Below are 20,186 nucleotides of genomic sequence, written 5' to 3' on the forward strand. Positions count from 1 at the left end.
AAATACCCTACTCTAAGGCTACGCCAACAAAATTAAAGACATTTTGCCTACTGCACGCTGTTCGCGTTCAGACGGGGATTTAAATCCCTGCAATCACAAATCCCAAACCCAGCAATAAACAACTCCAGAAATGCACGGCTACGGCGATGAATTTACAATTGCTGACTTTTTCTGGTTGGTTGTGGTTTTGCTGGACGTGGCGACATAGCTTGAAGGCGTAAGGTAAACTTAGCCAACTTAACAGCGTCCACACAGGGAAGAATCCCAAGAGTACAAATAGCAAGCTGAAGGGGTAAATGCTGGCTGTAAACCAAGTGAGAACTTTTGCTCCGTTGGCTGTACCTAAGCGGACGATGGGCGATCGCTTACCTGCTTTGATGTCATCATCAACTTGGTGAAAGTGGGAGCAAAATAAAACTAAACTTGTGACAATCCCGACAATGACGGAGGCGGCTAAACTTGTGATTGACCAAGTTTGGGTTTGGCTATAGTATCCTGCTGACACGCCCAAAGGCCCGAAGGCAAAAAAGCACAGAATTTCCCCTAATCCTTGGTATCCTAAACGAAAGGGAGGCCCTTGGTACATATAGCCTAAACCGCAGCATAACAGGATGATGCTGATAATTGTGGGGTCTTGTTGCCAAGTGGCGATCGCTAATATCCCCAATAAACCGGAAATTAGACACAAGTTTCCTAACAAAAACACCAAAGCCTTCTTGCCAGTTAAATTTACTAAAGAATGATGTTTATTTACATCAATTCCTGTTTCTGAATCGAATACATCATTACTGATATTTTCCCAAGCCAGAATTAAAATTGCGGCAACAATAAAAGTAGAAAATACTGCTAAATTAAAAACTTTATTCTCAGCAAATGCAACTGCGCCTCCTACCCAAATAGGCATGATGGCAACACTATACATCGGCGGTTTAATTGCCGCCATCCATAGCTTAATTTTAGGATGAGAAATTTGCTTTGTAGTCATCAGTCGTGGTAAAAAATTCAAAATTGAAAATTACAAACAATACCTCTAGCTAGTAGAGTACAGGTTCAATAAAGCTAGTATATTTTTTGGAAGTATCTCTCACATCCCCACACCCTTACACCCACCCCTAAAGAGCTTTGGTAAGAGTCTAGGAACACCATCAACAAGAAAAATCATACTCTGGTGAAATGGTGACTGAATATGTTACCTGTAGAAATACGACCATGATTAATTACACTTTGGAAGATAACTTAAAAAAAATTTACTATTTTTTACATCCATGACAGTTTCACCATGTCGTCGTAGCTTATTTATCGAACAAAAAGACCTCTATCAATTTTTGTTAGCTGTGCAACAAAATTGCCTCAACAATCATTGTAGGCAGATTGTGAGTATTTCTTTGGAAATTGACTGGGTTGATCCTTTGGCCGTATTTGCTAAATTAGCGCAAGCAAATGCAATAAATTTTTACTTTGAGAACAGAGGCAAAGGGGAAGCGATCGCTGGCATTGATGCAGTCACCAAATTACAAATCGATGGACAAGAACGCTTCATTCAAGCCGAGTATTTTATTAAATCTAATTTAGAAAATATAATTAATTTTGGTAATGCTAACCAACCATTTGCGGGGCCGCATTTTTTTTGTTACTTTAGCTTTTTTTCCGAAAGTAATAAAATAGAGTATCCATTTCCTTCTGCGACTGTTTTTTTACCACGTTGGCAAATATCTGTAAAAAATCAATGTTGCACATTGGTGATGAATACAGTTATTAACTCTAGCGTTAATATTCAAATATTATTACAAAATTTACGAGATAAAATAGAACTTATAAATTCGCTGGAACCTTACTCGTCTAATCTTGATTATTTTCCCACTAATCTAAGTAAAAAATTAATTACTAATGGAGAAAGATATAAAAAATCAGTGGCATCAGCGTTAGAAAGGATTCAGTCTAACGAATTAAGTAAAGTAGTTCTAGCAGATATTTTGGATGTGAGTTCAAATCAGCATTTTAATTTATTACATTCATTAAATAATCTGCGTAAAGCTCATCCTAATTGTTATATATTTTCTACCAGTAATGGCAAAGGACAGAACTTTATTGGTGCAAGTCCAGAAAGATTAATTACTATTCATAATCAACAATTAATTACTGATGCTTTAGCAGGTTCCGCGCCACGAGGAAAAACTTCTGCTGAAGATGCCGCTAATGCTAATCGTTTACTCAACAGCGAAAAAGAAAGGCATGAACATTTATTAGTAATGGATTTCATTACTCAACGTCTCACCCAGTTAGGTTTATTACCCCAAGTATTACCACCGCGTCTACGACAATTATCTAATATCCAACACCTGTGGACACCAATCAGCGCCATAGTTCCCGCTAATGTTCACCCATTGAAGATCATTGCCCAACTACACCCAACACCAGCCGTAGCCGGTGCAGCCAGGGATATAGCCTGTGAAGAAATTCGTCGCTACGAAACCTTTGAGAGGGGTTTATATGCTGCGCCTCTTGGTTGGATAGACTCTCAAGGTAACTGTGAATTTATTGTGGGGATTCGTTCCGCGTTAATAGATGGCGATCGCGCTAGACTTTACGCAGGTGCTGGAATAGTCGCCGGTTCTGATCCTGACAAAGAATTTGCTGAAGTACAACTCAAATTACAGGCCTTACTAAAAGCGCTCGTTTAATAATTCCCCCAGATACCCGACTTCTCTAAGAAGTCGGGTATCTATATTCCAAGCTAATCATCTAGCAACAGTCTTTTAAAGCCAGTGCTATCAGGTAGGTTATGATCCGCTAAAAATCCCTGATAAGCTAACTCTTGCTCAATCTGCATCTTAATATATCCTGTTTTGGGTATTGTTCCTGCTCGTAATCCTGCATACTCCAAATAACTGGAAAATTCCCATTCGCCAGGTTGATTTACTAGTCCCGCCTTCACTGGATTTAGATGAATATAACGCGAGAGATGGACAAGATAATCAGTTTGTAAAACTTCAATAATTTGAAACCTTCCCTGAAATAATACGCCAGAGCGATTAAAACGCTTATTAATTGCCTTTGTGTAGGAAAGGGAGAGAGATTTCATAGCGTCAGACAGGGTTTCATCTCTCAAATAAACTAAAAAATGATAATGATTGGGCATTAAACAGTAAGCAACAATATCTACTGCATTGCTAATGAGATGTTCCCTTATCAATTGGAGAAAATAAATATAGTTTTCACGCTCAAAGAAAATTGCTTGGCGATTGTTCCCCCGATTATAAACATGATAAAAATTGCCAATTTTCAGGGGAATATGTCTTTGTGGCATAAGCTTTGAATATGAGACTTGCCTTTAGTATTCCCTATTAATAGTCATGAATTCAGATCCCCGACTTCTTAGAGAAGTCGGGGATCTATCTCACTAGGGATATTTTAAGATTAAAAATCCCTTACCACTTATATTTAATCCATTCGTAAATATTTAAATATTCCGTGCCTGGATTATTCCATGAGTAGTCATAATTCATTCCCTGAATCGCCAATTGTTGGAATTTTTCAGGAGCCTGATACCACAAATCAATTGCCCGATTCATGGCTGATTCTAAAGCTTGGTTATCAGATTGATAAAATACATAACCATTACGTTTTTCTGGTGGTAAATTTTGGTCATAATCTCGATCAAACACCGTATTTACTAACCCACCAACACCACGTACAATAGGGACAGTACCATACTTCAAACCAATCATTTGCGTTAAACCACAGGGTTCATAATTGCTGGGAACAACAATCATATCGGCCCCGGCGTAAATCAAATGGGACAATTCTTCGTTAAAGCCCAATTCTAAATGGACATCAGGATTGCTATTTAAAAACTGTTTTTCATGACGGAAATGAGCATTGATTCCTGCTTCTGTTGCTGAACCCAATAATACAAATTGCGCTCCTTTATTCAAGGCATGATAGATGGCGTGATGGACAAGATGCACGCCTTTTTGATTATCTAAACGCCCAATGTAAGCAATGATTGGTTTATCAGCAGCTTGCAGCAACAAGCGCTCGCGTAAAGCTTTTTTGTTATATAGTTTTTGTTCAAAATCGTCTTGGTTGTAGTTATAGGGGATGTAACGGTCAATTTCTGGATTCCAGAAATCGTAATCAATACCGTTGAGAATCCCACTAAACTTATCTTTGTGTAGATACAAAGTATGACCTAAGCCACAACCAACATCAGTATATTGTGCCTCTAAAGCGTGGTTTGGTGAAACTGTGGTAACAGCATTGGAGTAGACTATACCGCCTTTCATGTAATTTAGGGCAAAGGGGTTATAGTCATCCCGTAATTTATCTTCTTGGAAGTAATAAGCTTCTCTATTTAGCCCTGTCGCCCAGAGAGTTTTGACACCACCAATTCCCTGATGTTTAAAGTTGTGGATGGTGTAGCAAACCCGTTGAGTGTCCATGCCATGATACTTGTAAATCTCATAGAGCATGACAGGAATTAATCCTGTTTGCCAATCATGACAATGGATAATATCAGGGCGCTTATTGCTTTGGTGGAGAAATTCCAAAGCAGCTTTGCTAAAGAAGGCAAAGCGCATATCGTCATCATCACAACCGTAATAGCAGCCCCGATTAAAGAAATTGTCCTCGGAATGGGGTTCAATGAAGAAACATACTCGCCCATGTACCCAACCGCAGTAAACAGTACAGTGAATGGCTGCACCAAACCAGGGAACCCACAAGTTTAAGTAAGCCTCATGCAGTCCCCAAACATGGTCGTAGCGCATACAATCATATTTAGGCAGAATTAGCTCGACGCAATTGCCCCGAATCTCTAATTCCCGACTCAATCCGTAAACAACATCCCCCAAACCCCCTGCCTTAATTACAGGGGCGCATTCCGAGGCAATCTGTACAATGTACATCCGTAGTCCTCGCTTCACAAAAATTTATCTTTACTATACTAGTGAGTACATGAAATATGTACTCATTGACAAGTGACTAAGGGAATGTTAGCTAGGGATTTTTGCTTAAAATCTGGGTTTGGTGAATATATATTCAAGATTTCGTAACTTTGGGAGGGTGAGGCGATAAGGGTGTAAGGGTGTAAGGGTGTAAGGGCAGAATTTAGACTCCACTTCTTCCCCTATACCCCTATACCCCTAAACTCTGGCAAAATCCTCTAAAGGAGCGATCGCATATCTTCCCTGTTCATCCTGACTAACTAAACCTAAAGTTAATAAATCTCTGTCAATAAATAACTTTGTAGCTTTACCGCCTGCGTCAATTTTGGCGTTAATCAATTGTATGGCGTAGCAAATTGTGTCATAAACCCGTTGGGGATTTATTGCCGTGCTTATAGGCTGATATCTACCTACTGACTCACACAGTCGGTAAACTCCATGTGTGGGCGACTGGGGATAGCCATAGTGTTGGACAGCGCGTTGTAAGAAATAGCCGGCGGTAATTGGCTTATTCCCAGAAGGACGTACACAAGAGTAGCTGCAATCACCAGGTGTATCAGCCGCAAAACTTCCCGGCATAAATCGCAGTATGTTAAAGTTCAAAAAATCAGGATGGCATTCTTCTAAGCCAAAGTGAATTGTCCTCAGATCATCTTCTAAAGTTGTTGGTTCATAACCGATGATTTCGGTTTTATCTTCATTCAGCTTGGCTTTTGGTAGTCCTAAAATCAAAAAGTAACTGCTGGGTAATTCAGCTTTATTCATATCCTGAAATGCTTGTTTTATATTAGATGGGTAATCAAAGGCTTGCTTGATTTGGCTTTGCATCGAGCCATTAAATTTATGATTAGCTAAGGATACTTCTGGTAAGCTATGCTCAACACCAAAGAACATATAGGCACAGTTATGCTCTACCAAATAGCGCATCTGTTCGTAGTCAATTTTGTCAATTCTCGTATTTGAACCCCAGACAAAACCTTCCTGTTTAAGAATTTCCGCTTCTTTTTTAGCGACTGTTACATGGGCAGTAAAGGTATCAACATCGAGATAAACTGCTTCATAACCACGCTGTTTTAATTGCCGCAACTGCTGACGGAAAGAAGCTTCACTTAATCTGACTATATGATTATTTTCTTGGCTTTTATTACAGAAGCCACAGCCCCAGGGACAACCTCTTTGAGTAAAAATCTGGGCTGTTTTTAGTTGCCTTCCGTCTTTAGTTTTAAAAATATCCATATTATGAATTTGGGGAATATGTATTAATCCCAAATTCTGGTCTATGTCATCAAAATTATCAACTCTAGGTGCAATAGAATGGTGAAATTTATTAGGCTGATTATGCTCAGGAGCAACGCGGTAAAATTCCTTATCTTTGTTCATGAAACACAATCCAGGTAAATGTTTCATGTTTCTGTAGAAGTTCCCTTTGGCAACTGCATGAGCAATTTCCACAATTGATTCTTCACCCTCACCATCACAAAATCCGGTGATCCAAGGGGTAATTTGGGCAATATCTTTGACGCTTTTAGTCGCATAACCACCAACTAAAATTGGAACATTTTCCCGCCCGTATTTCTTTAGTTCTGTAAATACTTTTTTGCTATGTTCATCAATTTCTTGCCATTGAGTAGTTAAGCAACCAGCAAAAATGATTAAATCAGCGTTTCTTACTTCATGTAAAACATGATCAACAGTCAAGTCAGGACGCTCTAAATCTAGCTGAATAACTCTGTTGAACCCAGCATTTACTAAACTAGATGCCAGTACAGGCAGAGCCTTGTTAGCTCCATTAAAAGTTCTATATTTAATATATTCGCCAATCAAAACAATTTTTGATAACTTCCAACGGTTATCAATTGGTTGCCATATTGATGATGGTAGTGATAAAACCTTTGTTGTATCTACCATATCTTGTACAAAACCAAGGAATTTTATAAATTTATTTGGCGGATTGATGAGATTTAAAAACACTTTTCACCACCTATCTTTATAGATTTTGATTGGTGGTAATGCACACCTGTTTAAGAGTATAATCTTTTCTAATTTCAGAGATATGACTCAGGAAATTATGTTGATCAAAGAATAACAAACCAAAAATATACACCGACATACATATATCTATGGAAGTATTTATAAGACATTTTTTCCTCATCAAGGTAGCATTTGCAAAGTTTCAGATCCCAACTTCTGGAAGAAGTCAGGGATCTGCTTTGAAGAAACTTAACTGTCCTCAACCGCGCCTAACATTTTCAAAGAAGCTTTTTCCGCGTCTGTAATACCTGTGATATCGGTAATGTCCATATTTTCATACAAGCGAGGAGATTTGAGGGTTTTCAGGCGGCTACAATTTTGCATATCCCACAGTTGAATTTTTTCATCTTCGCTACCACTCGCAAGCAACCTGCCATCAGGGCTGAAAGCTACAGAACGAATTGCGGCTGTATGTCCATGTTTGAGAGTGTCAATACATGAACCTTTGCTGATGTCCCACAATTTCACGGTTGTATCTTCGCTACCACTAGCTAAAATTTGCCCATTGGGACTAAATGCAACTGAGTAAACCTGTTTATCATGTCCTTTAAGGGTGTGGACACATTCACCTGTTTTCAAATTCCATAACTTGACTGTTTGGTCTTCGCTAGCGCTGGCGAGTAATGTTCCATCGAGACTAAATGCTACTGACCAAATCATGCCCAGAGGATCTGTCAAGGTTTGAAGATATTTACCGCTAGCAACATCCCAAATTTTAATTTCACTGTCAGCGCTACCACTAGCTAAGGTGCGACCATCAGGGCTAAAAGCTACTGTCCATACCCAATGGCTGTGTCCCTTTAATTCTTGGACACAATCACCTGTATCTTTATCCCACAGGCGGATGGTGCGGTCTTCACTGCTGCTGGCCAGGGTGTGCTTGTCGGGACTAAAGACTACCGTCCATACCCAGTTAGTATGTCCTGTAAGTGTACGAATACATCTACTGTGGTGAGTGTCGCTGATATCCCACAGCTTAATGGTGTTATCGGCGCTACCACTGGCGAGTATTTGACCATCGGGATGAAAGGCGACGGAACGAATGCGTCCTTGATGTCCTCGTAAGGGGTGACATTCTCCCGTGTTTAAGTTCCAGAGTCCGATAGTGTAGTCATCACGACCACTGGCGAGAATTTGACTATCGGGACTAAAGGCGACTGAATAAACATCACGGGTGTAACCGCGCAGGATATTAAGGGAATTACCTGTGATGACATCCCAAAGTCTGGCTGTTTGGTCATCGCTACAGCTAATTAGTGTACGTCCATCAGGACTGAAGGCGATCGCCCAAACTTGGCTAGAATGTCCCCATAGGGTATTGGTACATTCACCGCGTTGAATATCCCAAAGTTTGATGCTGCGGTCTTCGCCACAGCTAGCTAGGGTTTGTCCATCAGGGCTAAAGCGTACAGAATAAACTTTTTTACTATGTTCTTCAAATATTTGCCCGCACTGTCCTGTTTTCACATCCCACAGTCTGACGGTGCTGTCTTCGCTGCTGCTGGCTAGGGTTTGACCATCGGGACTAAAACTAACAGAGTGAACCTCTTTAGTGTGACCTTTAAGAGTCTTCAGACACTTACCTGTGGCAACATCCCACAGTTTGATATGCTGATCAGCGCTGCTACTGGCGAGTAACAACGGCTTATTATCGGTGACTGGACTAAAAGTGACAGACCACACCCAATCATCATGACCTGTGAGAGTTTGCTGACAATTCCCTGTGGCTATATCCCAAAGTTTAATGGTTTGATCTTGACCGGCACTGGCTAAGATGCGACCATCAGGACTGAAAGCGACTGAGTAGACTTTGTTAGCATTTTTTGAGAGTGTTTTTAGACATTCGCCTGTGTGAACATCCCAAAGCTTAATTGTCGAGTCAGCACTACCACTAGCTAACATTCGACTATCGGGACTAAAGGCAAATGCCCAAACCCAAGCGGTATGACCTTTATAAATACGCAGTTGTTTATTATCTGTGGTTTGCCACAGGCGAATTTCTCCATTCATCAAACCTGTAGCAAAGTATTTGCCATCAGGACTAAATCTCACTGACACCACACTAGACATGGTTTCAGTGAAGACAGAACCAGTTAAGTCAGAGTTGGCAAAGATGGTTTCTCTTAACTTCACCTCTTTAAAATAAGCTTGCCAGATGGTTAAACCAGAAAAATCTCGCCCACTCAAATCGATTGGGGATTCATCGGGAAACTTATCTAGTTGTAGTTGACGCAAGAGATTAATCAAGTTACCGGCAGCATAGCCTTTTTTTGGTAGGGGTTCTTTTTGTAAAGTTCCTAGCATTCTGCGTAAATGCAGTTCTAGTTCTGTACCGAAAATATTGAGTAACTTCTGCTTGACTGGTTCTAAGATTAACCGTTCTTGAATCTGGCGGATATAATCAAGCGATCGCGCCTTCATCAAGGGATAGGTGTTAATAAAATCGAGTTTTTTTTTCTGACTAAATTCCTCCACGGAGTTTTCGATAAATTTGGCGGTGATATATTCCATGACCACAGATTCCAGTCCAAATTTACTGGATTCTGCCTCTTTTTCTCCCTGGGTAGACGAGGCTTTTTCGATGAGCGTAGGCGAAGCCTTCTCGATTAGAGATCGCCGCAATAAAGACTCCAGTGCTTCCATAACTTTGATTGGCGATTCTGTGGTTAGCCAATCATCTTTAAGCTCTCTAAAGGAAACATACTCACGATTAGCCCCCAGGGAGTACATCACTTTTTTCTCTAAATCTGACAGTCGTCGAAATTGCTGTTTTAAAAGTGTGCGAATATCTCCATATACAGCACTTTCCTGGTGAATTTGGGCGAGGAATTCACTGATATTATTACTAAATAACTCATAAACTGTAGTCGCCACTATCTTGAGAGCTAAAGGATTGCCAGAGTAACGTCTGACCAATTCATCTAACTGCTCATCAGTGCAGTAACATCCCTTATCACGCAAAATTTCCCTAGCTTCCGCTAAGTTGAGACTTGATAGCTGTAACACCTTTACAGGCAGATTTTTTCCTTCTAAAGCTGCTACTTCTTTGGGTTTTTCTCGGCTAGTTAATAACAAGCAACTTTCGTGAGAAGCTTCGGCTACTTTTTTAAATAAATAGCCGTAGTTTTCATATCCTGGTTGATATTCACCAGCCCATTCTTGATTTTTGCCCTCGCCACTACGAAGGACTGATTCAACATTATCTAAAATTACCAAACATCTTTTTTTTCTTAAAACATCTATCAGTCTGACTATTTTATTGTTATCAGTGTCTGTTAAATCATTTTCATTTTCATTAGCTAAAAAGCGCAGCAGTTGTGTGAGAATATCTCCCAGTGATGGAGCATTGCGGAGCGATCGCCAAATCAAATAATCAAACTCCTGTTGGACTTTTTTAGCGACCATTGCCGCTAATACGGTCTTACCAATGCCCCCCATCCCCAATACTGCTACTAAGCGACAACGATTAGAACCATTACCTTCTATCCATTGTTCTAATTCTAGAAGTGGTTCCTTTCGTCCCCGAAACCCAGCCACATCAACAGCTTCTCCCCAGTCTTCCGAAGAGGATACAGGATGTTGATAACTGAGTTGGTACTGCTCATATAGCTTTTGCCTCAGTCCATTAATTTTTTTGTTACCCTTACCTTCTATACCTAGTTTGCGGTAACTCTCTCCTAGTCTCTTCCTGACCGCAGGTTGAGAAATATCTAGCTTGGCAGCAATCTCAGCACCAGAGTGATCGTGTAATGCCAAAACTAAGGCATCAAGCTCTGTTTTTGTAACACCATATTTGGTTGCTACTCCTGTGATGAAATCTTCTGGAAGCTGAAACACGTCAGCAGCAATCATCATTTCATCTTGGTTCCACACAATATATTCACTTAGTTATCAGTATGTGAGATAACTTCTTATAACACAGTCACTAGATTCGGGAAAGGGTATTTATACACACTTCACAATAACTACACAATAAATGTTTGCTACCAGGGGAACACCAAAAAATAACTTATTCCCAGTTGACGGTTCGTAGGGTGCGTCAGTATGAATAATTTCTTGGTATGGCTAGGTTTTCTCGGACTGACGCACCCTACATTTTGGATATTTTTTATCTGGAAGTCCCTGGTAGTAGCAAAGCATTTAATTCAAATCAAATAAGTAAAAATACTTATCAATATTTTCTGTTTTATCCCTGGGGATGAATTTTTGTGATTGGGGCTACTTTCCCTAGCGATATACCCTAGTGATATAAATATATATAAAAAACATATCTATTTTCATAACTAAACCTCTTGGGTCAAAAAAATGCCACTAAAGTACTTGCAAATTTTAATCAGATGTGATTATCTTATACCTAAGCTATATATATGTGAGATAAACAGATTAGTGTAAATCTCAACAATCAACATCACGGAGCATCTAAATATGAATAGCTTCTCACAACTGCCAGAATTCATTAAGGGTTCCAACACTCTCAGAATGCAGCTAAAGATAGAGGAGAACCCTTGGGAAACTTCACCTAAATTAGGACTGGAAGACAAAAGTCAGCCAAAAATTTTGCCGACACAATTTTATTCAGTTGATTTACCGCCAGTTTTTTCTCACATGACCTTTCTCTTAATTGAGACTTTATCAGCAACTCAACATGGTGAGTTTGTGACTCGTAGTAAACAGGGTAAATACGAAACTATTGTCGAACTTTCTGGCCACGTTAGTCATCGTTATGGCTTGACTCATCAAGAATTGGCAGAAATTCAGACGATATACGACCAAATCCTGGAAACATGGATAGCTTGGAGGATAGCGAATAAAAAGACCTAATCTGCTCAATCTGCCATAGCTATTTTACAGTTGAGAAGATTGATAGCTTGGTGAGAATGATAATTTGCAACTAAATAGGCGAAGTTTCTAAAGACATTTGGCTTTTGATAAATGAGAAGTTTACAAGCCCGGTAGTGTGATTCAGCACTGACGGGCTTTTTGCTTAGATTTGTTCTACATCGGAGGAATGATCATGAAATCGAATTTCGACAACAAACAAAATGTGATTTTAATTTGGGCTGGTAGAGGGGTGAAATATTTTCTGTTAATGCTTGTGGGTATGGCGATCGCCTTCGTCATCTCACACACCTTTACAGTTCTCCCCGTACTGATGCTACTGCGATCGCCAGATACATGGATTTGGATTGCCAGAGTGGCAGTTTCACTGGTTTGTTTACTGGCGATCGCCATGATCTTTGAGTCTTGGAGTTAATTTTGCGCCATAATTGCCCACCTTTGGCTAAATTTCACCAGCCAAAGGTTTCCAACTACTAGGAGGTTAGGTTATGACAAACAACAACGGTTTCAAAGGCGATGCACTCTCACCAATTTTAGTCATCTTAGTTGCAGGGTCGATATCTCTGGCGATCGTCAACAAAGATAATCATCCAGCATATTTTGACATTGTGAAAATAGCGATGGCTTACAGTTTTGGGTCATTCAAATCTCACAAGTCCTCTAAAAATTCTCACAACCAAGATGATGCAGACAACAATGAGGTCAAGTAATACCAATTGGAAAAAAGAATGCGACAAATAAACCATCTGTAGAGACGCGATTCATCGCGTCTTCAACCAAGGACGTGTTGCAATCATTAATTAAGTCGGCATAACATCGGGTTAATCTAATTGGTACGGGAATAAAATTAAGCATATAAGAAAAAAATGTCTTGCCTCACCCTGTCGGGTAAAGTATTAAAAACGCCTCATGCCAAGAATTTTTCTATATGCCTTGATTACGAATTACCACCATGCCCCAAATTCTCGAACAATCGATTCAAATTAACGCCACAGCCAGCACAGTAGAACGCTGTATTACAGATTTAACCCTTATGCACCGTTGGCTAAACCCCGTCCTACGCTGCGAACCGGTGGGTGAAACGTGGAGTACAGATATTGGTAGTAAAAGCCGCTTTATAATTCAAATTCCCCTACTTCAACCTACTTTAAACACCGTTGTAGCCGAACGCCAACCTGGTTTAGTAGTGTGGACGTTTCAGGGATTTTTTCAAGGAAGCGATCGCTGGGAATGTCAACCAATAGCACAGGGAACCCAACTCATCAACCGCTTTGAATTTGACATCCCTAATCCTCTAGTCAGTTGGGGCTTCAACACCTTCGCCGCCGCCTGGACAAAACAAGATATGCAGGCGCAACTCCGCCGCCTCAAACGGGTAGCAGAAAGTCAATAGTCAATAGTCAATAGTCAATAGTCACTTCATTTCTCCCAAAAACCGCCGGATAGTTACCGCATCTTCGGCGTTGGGGACATTTGCTAGGTAGGTTTCTAGGTCATTGGTAGCTTGAGGATAATAACCCAGTTGATAGTAAAGCAAACCGCGATCGCGCAATTCTGAAGTTGCTTCAGGAAACAGTAACAAAATTCTTTCAACGACACCTAAGCTTTTTTCTAATTGTTGCTGTCTCAGGTAAATATATTTTAGGTTCGTCAACATTCTTGCTAAAAATTGCCGCTTGCTGACTCTAGCTAAAAATTCCGGGCGCAAATTCACCGATTCCTTAAACATTTGATTTAGCTTGTCTTGACAATCTTGGGCAAACATCACCTCGCCACGATTAAACGCATCCACAAAAATCTCCATATCCGAGATAGCTGGACGGATGAGGAAATGTCCCGGTAATCCCACTCCTTCCATCGGAAAATCAATCCTTTGGGCAATCTCCAGATAAACTAAAGCTAAAGTAATCGGAATACCCACTCGACGGTCAATTACTTCATTGAAGAAACTATTGCGTGGGTCGTAATAATCTTTCTGATTCCCAGCAAATCCTAAATCGTCATACAAATACTGATTAATACCTTGAATCACCCGTAACGGATACCGTGAAGATGGCAAGCGTTCCTCAACTTCCATTGCCATTGTATCGAGTGCGTTCAGATATTCCTCTACATCCAGTTTGGGATATTCTTCCTTAGCAATATACAAAGCTGCCCTAGCTAGGTCAATATCCGCCTCAGATTGCTGAATTTCTTGATAAAAATATTGTCGTGCTGAGGAGAAATTCATAGACCAAGCCTCACTATGCAAAGGGGTGTAAGGGTTTAGGGGTATAAGGGTTTAGGGGTGTGAAGAAAAAAATATTTCCCTACACCCCTATACCCCTGCACCCTAATAAACATAAAAAAGAGGTCTAAACAGACCCCTCTCATAACTTAACTATAATAATTTTCGGCCTATAGGAATTATTGCAACCCAGCATTAGTACCTTGCTTACCAGTTGCGAGTTCCACCTTGATAATTTTGCCCCCTGCTTTTTGAATACGTTGCTGTTCGCGGAACCAATTTTCATAAGGAACCAACTTGGTAAAGTAGGTATTTTGTAGTTCGCGTTGGGTACGGGTTCTGCTGAGGCTAGGAACAAGCGCTGTAATTTTAAACAAACGGGACATAACTTGAAATCTCCTATCAGTATTCTGGGAAAAATTCTTTATCTCAAAAAATCTTGAGCGCAAATTAATTAATTAATCATTCCAAGGCTGGAAATCAAGCATCAATACCAGACCGCTAATACTCATCAATGTAAGCAATAGAACGTCCTAGCACTCACGACTGATTTCCAGACCTTCATCAAGCCGCACTTATAAATAACTAAGTGCGAAATAGCTTCTAGCTCAAGCCAGAGGAGATATAGTCTAGGTAGATACCCATTTCTTTACCAGCATCAGCACCAACTAAGCTAGCGGTTACTTCTTTGATAGCTTGGATAGCTTGTACGGTAGCGCCAACGGGTACACCCAAGGAGTTGTAGGTTTCTTTCAAACCGTTCAATACACGCTCATCTAGGATGGAAGGATCGCCAGCTAGCATAGCGTAGGTAGCGTAACGCAGGTAGTAATCCAAGTCACGGATACAAGCTGCATAACGACGGGTGGTGTACATATTACCACCGGGACGGGTGATGTCAGAGTACAACAAAGATTTAGCTACAGCTTCTTTAACGATCGCAGCTGCGTTAGCGCTGATTGTTGTAGCTGCACGTACGCGCAGTTCGCCAGTGGAGAAGTAAGCTTTGAGCTTTTCTAAAGCTGCGGTATCGAGGTACTTACCTTGCACGTCAGCAGAGTTAATGACGGCGGTGATTGCATCTTGAGCCATGTTGTTAATTCCTTATTTCCAACCTTATTGCAATATTCCAGTTTCAGCAGGGAAACAGCTGCACCCTACTGCAACGCACCTACTACGTAGTCAAAGTAAGAGCCAGCTTCAGCAGCATCTTCAGCAGACAGAAGGGTGGAAGCAGCATTTTTCAATGCACGTACACCTTCACCAACTGCCTCGATAGGAGTGCCGAGGGACTTGTACATTTCACGAACACCGATTACGCCAATTTCTTCAATAGGAGTAACGTCGCCAGCAACAATTCCGTAGGTAACAAGACGGAGGTAGTAGTCTAGGTCACGCAGACAGGTAGCTGTCATTTCTTGACCGTAAGCGTTACCACCAGGAGAAACAACATCAGGGCGCTTTTGGAACAATTGGTCGCCAGCTTGCTTAACCAAACGTTCGCGGTTGTCGGTCAACGCTTGAGCGATGCGGAGGCGTTGTTGACCACCAGCAACGAAGCTCTTGATCCGATCTAATTCGCCAGGGCTGAGGTAGCGGGCTTCTGCATCAGCATTCACGATGGACTTCGTGACGATACTCATTAATGGATTCCTCCAGTACGAAATGAAACCAGAATTTGATTAAACTGGTGCGATTTTAAATTTGGGCGACTAAGAATTAATTCTCGTCTTGCATACACGGCAGTAAAAGAAGTGACTGCCATAGTGATTACAATACAAGTTTGCTTGAGTTAATACAACTACACAAGCTTTAAAACTCAGTGACCTTCCGCAAAATATTCTCCGGCATTCTGTTGAGCATTTATGACTGCTCTTAATACTTTGTAATATTTGTTTCAGATTTATGGCGATCGCTCCAATAGTTACAGCAAAATTAGGGATTAAAGTTGGGTACTGTGGGATTAGGAAAAATATTCCCTAATCCTCAATTCCTAAGCTCTAGTCCCTAAATTTTCGGCTAACTATCTTCCAAAACTCACTTCATAAATTCAAAATTTTCTAATTTTGAATTTTGAATTTTGAATTTTGAATTGATCCTAGCGATCGCCTGGTCTACCTGTAAGGGTGGATGGCGACAAGCTAGACCAAGATTGTTTCACCAAGTCAGCTGCTGCTTGGACGCTACCGAGGTAGTTACCTGCGGGTAGTGATGGGAAGCGTGGGTAAGGAACCACATCTTCACCGAAGTAGCGGCTGTATTCTGGGCTATCCACAATTGCTTCTACAGCAGCACGCAAACCACTATCAGCTAGTAGCTTGTTGTACTGACGGATTTCGCCTTGAGTTGCTGGCGCACGTCCCAACAGGTGACGGAATAAGAATTCAATTACCTTGGTGTTGGGATAAGGTGTGTAGAAACGCTTGCGATAGATTTCGGAACTAGCTATTTCCCGCACGAATTCCCGTACAGAAATTTCCCCATTCCGCAGTTTGCTATCTAGTTCTGTGCGGCGGTAATAATCTGGTACTTGTCCGCTAAATACATCCAATACCTGACGGTAAATCGCGTTAATTACCAGTTGTTTTTCTGCTTGGCCGATACCATCGGTCAGGCGATAAATACGTGCAGGTTTACGACGAGTTGTACCCACACCCACTTCTACAGACTGTCCGCGACCGTCGTTGTAGGAGCGACCCAATTCAATGAACAGAGGCTTGCTCTTGTCGATTTGTTTGGCTTGGGCTGCTAAATCTGCGATCGCCTTCGCTAAAATTGGGGTCTTATCAGACTGTATCCGCGCTTGCACAGGCTTAAAGCTGGGGATAACCACATCATTATTTTGTTTGGTGAGTTGGTTATACAGCTTTTGGGTATTGGGGAAGTTCGCCGCAGGTAAGGTCGGGAAGCGTCTGTAAGGTACTGTATCTTCGCCAAATACCTCGTTGTACTCCTGACTATTTACCAAAGCGTTAATAAAAGCCCGAATCCCTTGGGTAGCCAAAATTTGGTTATACTTGCGGATTTCTGCTTGGTCAATTGGTGCGCGACCGAGGAAGTGCTTGGTTCCCAACTCGATTACTTTGGTGTTGGGGTATGGTGTGTAGAACTCCTTCAGGTAGAGGTTGGAGTAACCCAAACCTTCAATGAATTCTTTGACAGTGATTTCACCGTTACCCAGTTTGCTTTCCCAGCCTGAAAATTCATTCTGAGCAATGTATGGTGCAATATCACGCTCAAAAATTTGCCGATAAGCCGCACTAATCAAAGTTTTGATTGCAGTTTTATCGTTGTTAGCCGCTACCCGCTTGAACACCTTGGTTTGTTCACGCTGCTTGGTAACACCTTGGTTGATGCGGAAATCGATATCTGGTTGAGTCCGATTTTCTTTAACTGTACCCAGTTCTACAAAACGTGGTGTTTCTTGTTTTTCAACATTCGCCACATCTTCCCGGATAGTACCAACACGTAACTGTCTCAGTGCTACACCAGCCGGAGTTAGATAGCGTTCGTAAGGAACTGTATCTTCGCCAAAGGTTTCGGTATACTCTAGGCTGTCGAGAATGGCATCAACTACAGCGTATAAGCCCTTCTTAGAGGCGATATCGAAGTACTTGTTGTTTTCTTGACGACCGTAGGTAGGACGACCTAATAAGCGACGGTGGATATATTCGATCGCTTTACAAACATAGAAAGGAGTCCAGTAAAGCTTACGGAATAGATCCGATTTAGCCAAAGCTCTGACAAACTCTCTCACAGAAATTTCGCCGTTTTCCAGCTTAATTTCTTGGACTTTCAGGCGTTGACCTTCGTACACATCCCGACCGAAAACTTGCAAGTAAGTAGCTTTAATTACTGCTTGGGTTGAGCTTTCGGAGAACTTGACACTTGCACCCTTAGCTGCTTTCCTACCGATAGTGCCGGGTAATTGATCCAACTTGAACACTTTAGGCCCAAGAGAACCAGGAGCTAGACCGCGTGCGCTGGGGTTACTAACTTGGTTGTTAATACCAGGCCCTTGGTGAATCAAAATCCGTCTGGTGTCCTTACCAAAAGGTGCGGGACTGGTGCTGGGGTTGCGAGTTTCTTTCGGGAAAATCGCCCCAAACTGAATTTCTAATGGGTCATTACCAGAACCGTATGGGTGTTGATCTGGGAGTGGGCGATCGTAAGCCGCAAATGTAGTGATGAACTGAGGTACTTTACGGAAAGGCGCACTGTAGTTAAACAGGTCTTGCTGTGGCCCCCAGTTACGACATTCTTGAGCTTCTTGACCCAGACCACGCAGGTAAGGTACTGTCTCTTCTCCAAAGTAGTCCCCATATTCCGCCGAATCTACCAAAGCATCTACTAAAGCTGGCAGACCGCCGTTAGAAATGATTGAGAAATATTTTTGAACTTCTTCACGGCTACTTGGCCCCCGTCCCAAAATGTGACGGAAAGCTAGTTCGATAACGCGGCTGTTAATAAAAGGTTGGTAAAACTGTTTTTGGTAAAGAGGAGATTTTGCTAAACGACGGACGAACTCCTTCATGGAGATGTCGCCGTTCTTAACTTTGGATTCTAGGTCAGAGATTGACAAGCTGTAAGCACGGGTAATATCGCGCTCAAATATTTGTCTATAAGCTGCTTTGATTACTTCATTCTTTTCGGTTGCTGACAACCCAGTCTTCATGACAAACTTGGGTCTTTTTTCAGCAGCACTGAAGTAGATTTGGGGTAGCTGTAACCCTTGCTGGTCGCTAGAAGGACGTTGACGCAGTTTATTAGATGGTGTGGGTGCTTTGAATTCTGTGATCAAAACATCCATATACTGAGCCACAATTTCTGCGGCTTCAGGATCTTTGCGGAAGTAAGAAAGGGATGCTGATTTGATTTCCTGCAAAGCAACAATGGTCGCTTCACCAGAGCAAGCATTTTCAATAATTTCCCGCAAACCCCGTGTATTCACAACAATGATGTTGGGGTCGCCAGCCACGATCGCATAAGTAGCATAGCGCAAGAACCAGGACAAGTCCCGCAAGCTCTTGGCCATGTTGCTTGGGCCGTAACGAGCAATGTTGATTGGTCTAAACCCTGGAGGGGTTGGGCCACTGGGAGATGTATTAAAGATAGAGCGCAAGTTTTCTAGGAATCCACCACGGGTTTCCACGTAGGTGACAGTTCCCAACTTCATGCTCTCTCTGACATCACCACCACCAACAGCAGCCATTGCCAATTCTGGTTCTCTGGGCTTTTCCAAGAAAGCCATTGGCGAACCACCAACAAAAATCCGGTTAGCAGCACGAGAAACAATAATCTCGGAATTTTCTGTGAGAAGTTGGGCAATTTCTAGACGTTTTGCACCAGATGCAAAATAGCTTGCCAGTTCATCTAGTTCACCCCTGCCTAAAAAGCGGTCTTGCTGTTCCGCTTGGGTGATTGTTGCCACAGCTAGGGTTTGATATAGTTGCGGGCGCGCAACCGAGCTTCCTCCACTCGCCTTAACACTCATCTGATTTGTAAAACTCCCATCATAATAATTTATGTGTTAAGTCTGGGTCGCTTTGAGGCTTGACACATGGGTGTACCTATGATTTACAAATAACGCCTTCAAAACTGCCAGTAAAATTAACCCAATCAGCTTTTAGATTAGAACGTTTTGCGTTGACGCTGGTGATTTATTAAGAAGTGTGTAGATTTTTTAGTCTCAACCCTTGTATTTCTAGAAGGACATACTCTTTCAGGGCGAAGACAAAATCTAATTTTTGTTACGTTCTTTAACAAATCTGCCAAAAAAGTTCTAATTCGCTTTGGTTCTCTAATTTTTATTTGAGCATAAAAATCAAGGTACTGGGTACTGGGGACTAGGGATTGGGTAAAAATTCCTCTTTAAGTTCCCTTAACCCAGAATACTTAGTATCATACATTACTTGAATTTTATATAAGCTATGCCAATCAAACTCAGATTGGTCGTAAATCATGAGAGCGATCGCCTAATAGCTAGGATATTATAAATTCCTGTGTCTCTGTGCCTATTATTAATATAATTAGGACTTACGCATTGACAAAAAATTTCATTCATGTGTACTAAGCAACACAAGTATGGGTAAGATTTTCTACAATGTAATCACGCAAAACTAAAGTGAATAAGTTCCTTTGCA

15 protein-coding genes are annotated in these 20,186 nt (G+C 41.4%); 5 read left to right on the top strand and 10 right to left on the bottom strand.

From position 1 onward, the window contains the following. Positions 1-79 precede the first annotated feature (79 nt). Positions 80-985 (bottom strand): 2-carboxy-1,4-naphthoquinone phytyltransferase, encoded by a 906-nt coding sequence (menA, locus tag H6G14_RS07645; protein ID WP_190566491.1) that lies wholly within the window; start codon positions 983-985, stop codon positions 80-82. Positions 986-1,265: 280 nt separating this feature from the next. Between menA and H6G14_RS07650 the strand changes: the two genes are divergently transcribed. Next, complete coding sequence (locus H6G14_RS07650; RefSeq protein WP_190566492.1) at positions 1,266-2,681, top strand: isochorismate synthase; 1,416 nt, start codon at positions 1,266-1,268, stop codon at positions 2,679-2,681. Between the two features lie 53 nt (positions 2,682-2,734). Here H6G14_RS07650 and H6G14_RS07655 read toward each other — a convergent pair whose 3' ends face one another. The 4 genes from H6G14_RS07655 to H6G14_RS07670 all read right to left on the bottom strand — a co-directional run bounded on the left by H6G14_RS07655 (position 2,735) and on the right by H6G14_RS07670 (position 10,832). Then, the gene (locus tag H6G14_RS07655; RefSeq protein ID WP_190566494.1) at positions 2,735-3,307 is read right to left on the bottom strand and encodes a transposase; all 573 of its coding nucleotides are present in this window, start codon (positions 3,305-3,307) and stop codon (positions 2,735-2,737) included. 121 nt (positions 3,308-3,428) lie between these two features. After that, positions 3,429-4,907: a glycogen synthase GlgA gene (gene glgA, locus H6G14_RS07660; RefSeq protein WP_190566496.1), complete on the bottom strand. Its 1,479-nt coding sequence runs from the start codon at positions 4,905-4,907 to the stop codon at positions 3,429-3,431. Positions 4,908-5,144: 237 nt separating this feature from the next. After that, positions 5,145-6,854, bottom strand: coding sequence for a B12-binding domain-containing radical SAM protein (locus H6G14_RS07665; protein ID WP_242053371.1), 1,710 nt, complete (start codon positions 6,852-6,854; stop codon positions 5,145-5,147). A gap of 312 nt (positions 6,855-7,166) precedes the next feature. Beyond that, entirely contained in the window at positions 7,167-10,832 is a 3,666-nt protein-coding gene (locus tag H6G14_RS07670) for a WD40 domain-containing protein (RefSeq protein WP_190566519.1), read from the bottom strand. 570 nt (positions 10,833-11,402) lie between these two features. On the opposite strand from H6G14_RS07670, the gene H6G14_RS07675 reads away from it, so the two are divergent. The 4 genes from H6G14_RS07675 (at position 11,403) to H6G14_RS07690 (ending at position 13,209) form a co-directional block, all read left to right on the top strand. After that, positions 11,403-11,798, top strand: a complete 396-nt coding sequence (locus H6G14_RS07675; protein ID WP_190566499.1) for a hypothetical protein — start codon at positions 11,403-11,405, stop codon at positions 11,796-11,798. A 193-nt stretch (positions 11,799-11,991) separates the two neighbouring features. Further along, the gene (locus tag H6G14_RS07680) at positions 11,992-12,231 is read left to right on the top strand and encodes a hypothetical protein (protein ID WP_224311691.1); all 240 of its coding nucleotides are present in this window, start codon (positions 11,992-11,994) and stop codon (positions 12,229-12,231) included. Positions 12,232-12,304: 73 nt separating this feature from the next. After that, positions 12,305-12,526 (top strand): hypothetical protein, encoded by a 222-nt coding sequence (locus H6G14_RS07685; protein WP_190566501.1) that lies wholly within the window; start codon positions 12,305-12,307, stop codon positions 12,524-12,526. Positions 12,527-12,768: 242 nt separating this feature from the next. Then, a complete protein-coding gene (locus tag H6G14_RS07690; RefSeq protein WP_190566503.1) occupies positions 12,769-13,209 on the top strand; it encodes an SRPBCC family protein in 441 nt (146 codons plus the stop codon). 21 nt (positions 13,210-13,230) lie between these two features. On the opposite strand, the gene H6G14_RS07695 is transcribed toward H6G14_RS07690, so the two are convergent. From H6G14_RS07695 to H6G14_RS07715, 5 genes are all read right to left on the bottom strand, one after another. Beyond that, positions 13,231-14,046: a SirB1 family protein gene (locus H6G14_RS07695; RefSeq protein ID WP_190566505.1), complete on the bottom strand. Its 816-nt coding sequence runs from the start codon at positions 14,044-14,046 to the stop codon at positions 13,231-13,233. A gap of 176 nt (positions 14,047-14,222) precedes the next feature. Next, a complete protein-coding gene (locus H6G14_RS07700; protein WP_010994200.1) occupies positions 14,223-14,429 on the bottom strand; it encodes a phycobilisome linker polypeptide in 207 nt (68 codons plus the stop codon). A 217-nt stretch (positions 14,430-14,646) separates the two neighbouring features. Beyond that, the gene (gene apcB / locus H6G14_RS07705; protein ID WP_010994199.1) at positions 14,647-15,135 is read right to left on the bottom strand and encodes an allophycocyanin subunit beta; all 489 of its coding nucleotides are present in this window, start codon (positions 15,133-15,135) and stop codon (positions 14,647-14,649) included. 65 nt (positions 15,136-15,200) lie between these two features. Then, on the bottom strand, positions 15,201-15,686 hold the full coding sequence (gene apcA, locus H6G14_RS07710; RefSeq protein ID WP_010994198.1) for an allophycocyanin subunit alpha: 486 nt from the start codon (positions 15,684-15,686) through the stop codon (positions 15,201-15,203). 455 nt (positions 15,687-16,141) lie between these two features. After that, positions 16,142-19,537 (bottom strand): phycobilisome rod-core linker polypeptide, encoded by a 3,396-nt coding sequence (locus tag H6G14_RS07715; protein ID WP_190566507.1) that lies wholly within the window; start codon positions 19,535-19,537, stop codon positions 16,142-16,144. Positions 19,538-20,186: the final 649 nt, after the last annotated feature.

The sequence above is a fragment of the Nostoc parmelioides FACHB-3921 genome (genome assembly GCF_014696625.1).
GTDB classification, from domain to species: Bacteria; Cyanobacteriota; Cyanobacteriia; order Cyanobacteriales; family Nostocaceae; genus Trichormus; species Trichormus parmelioides.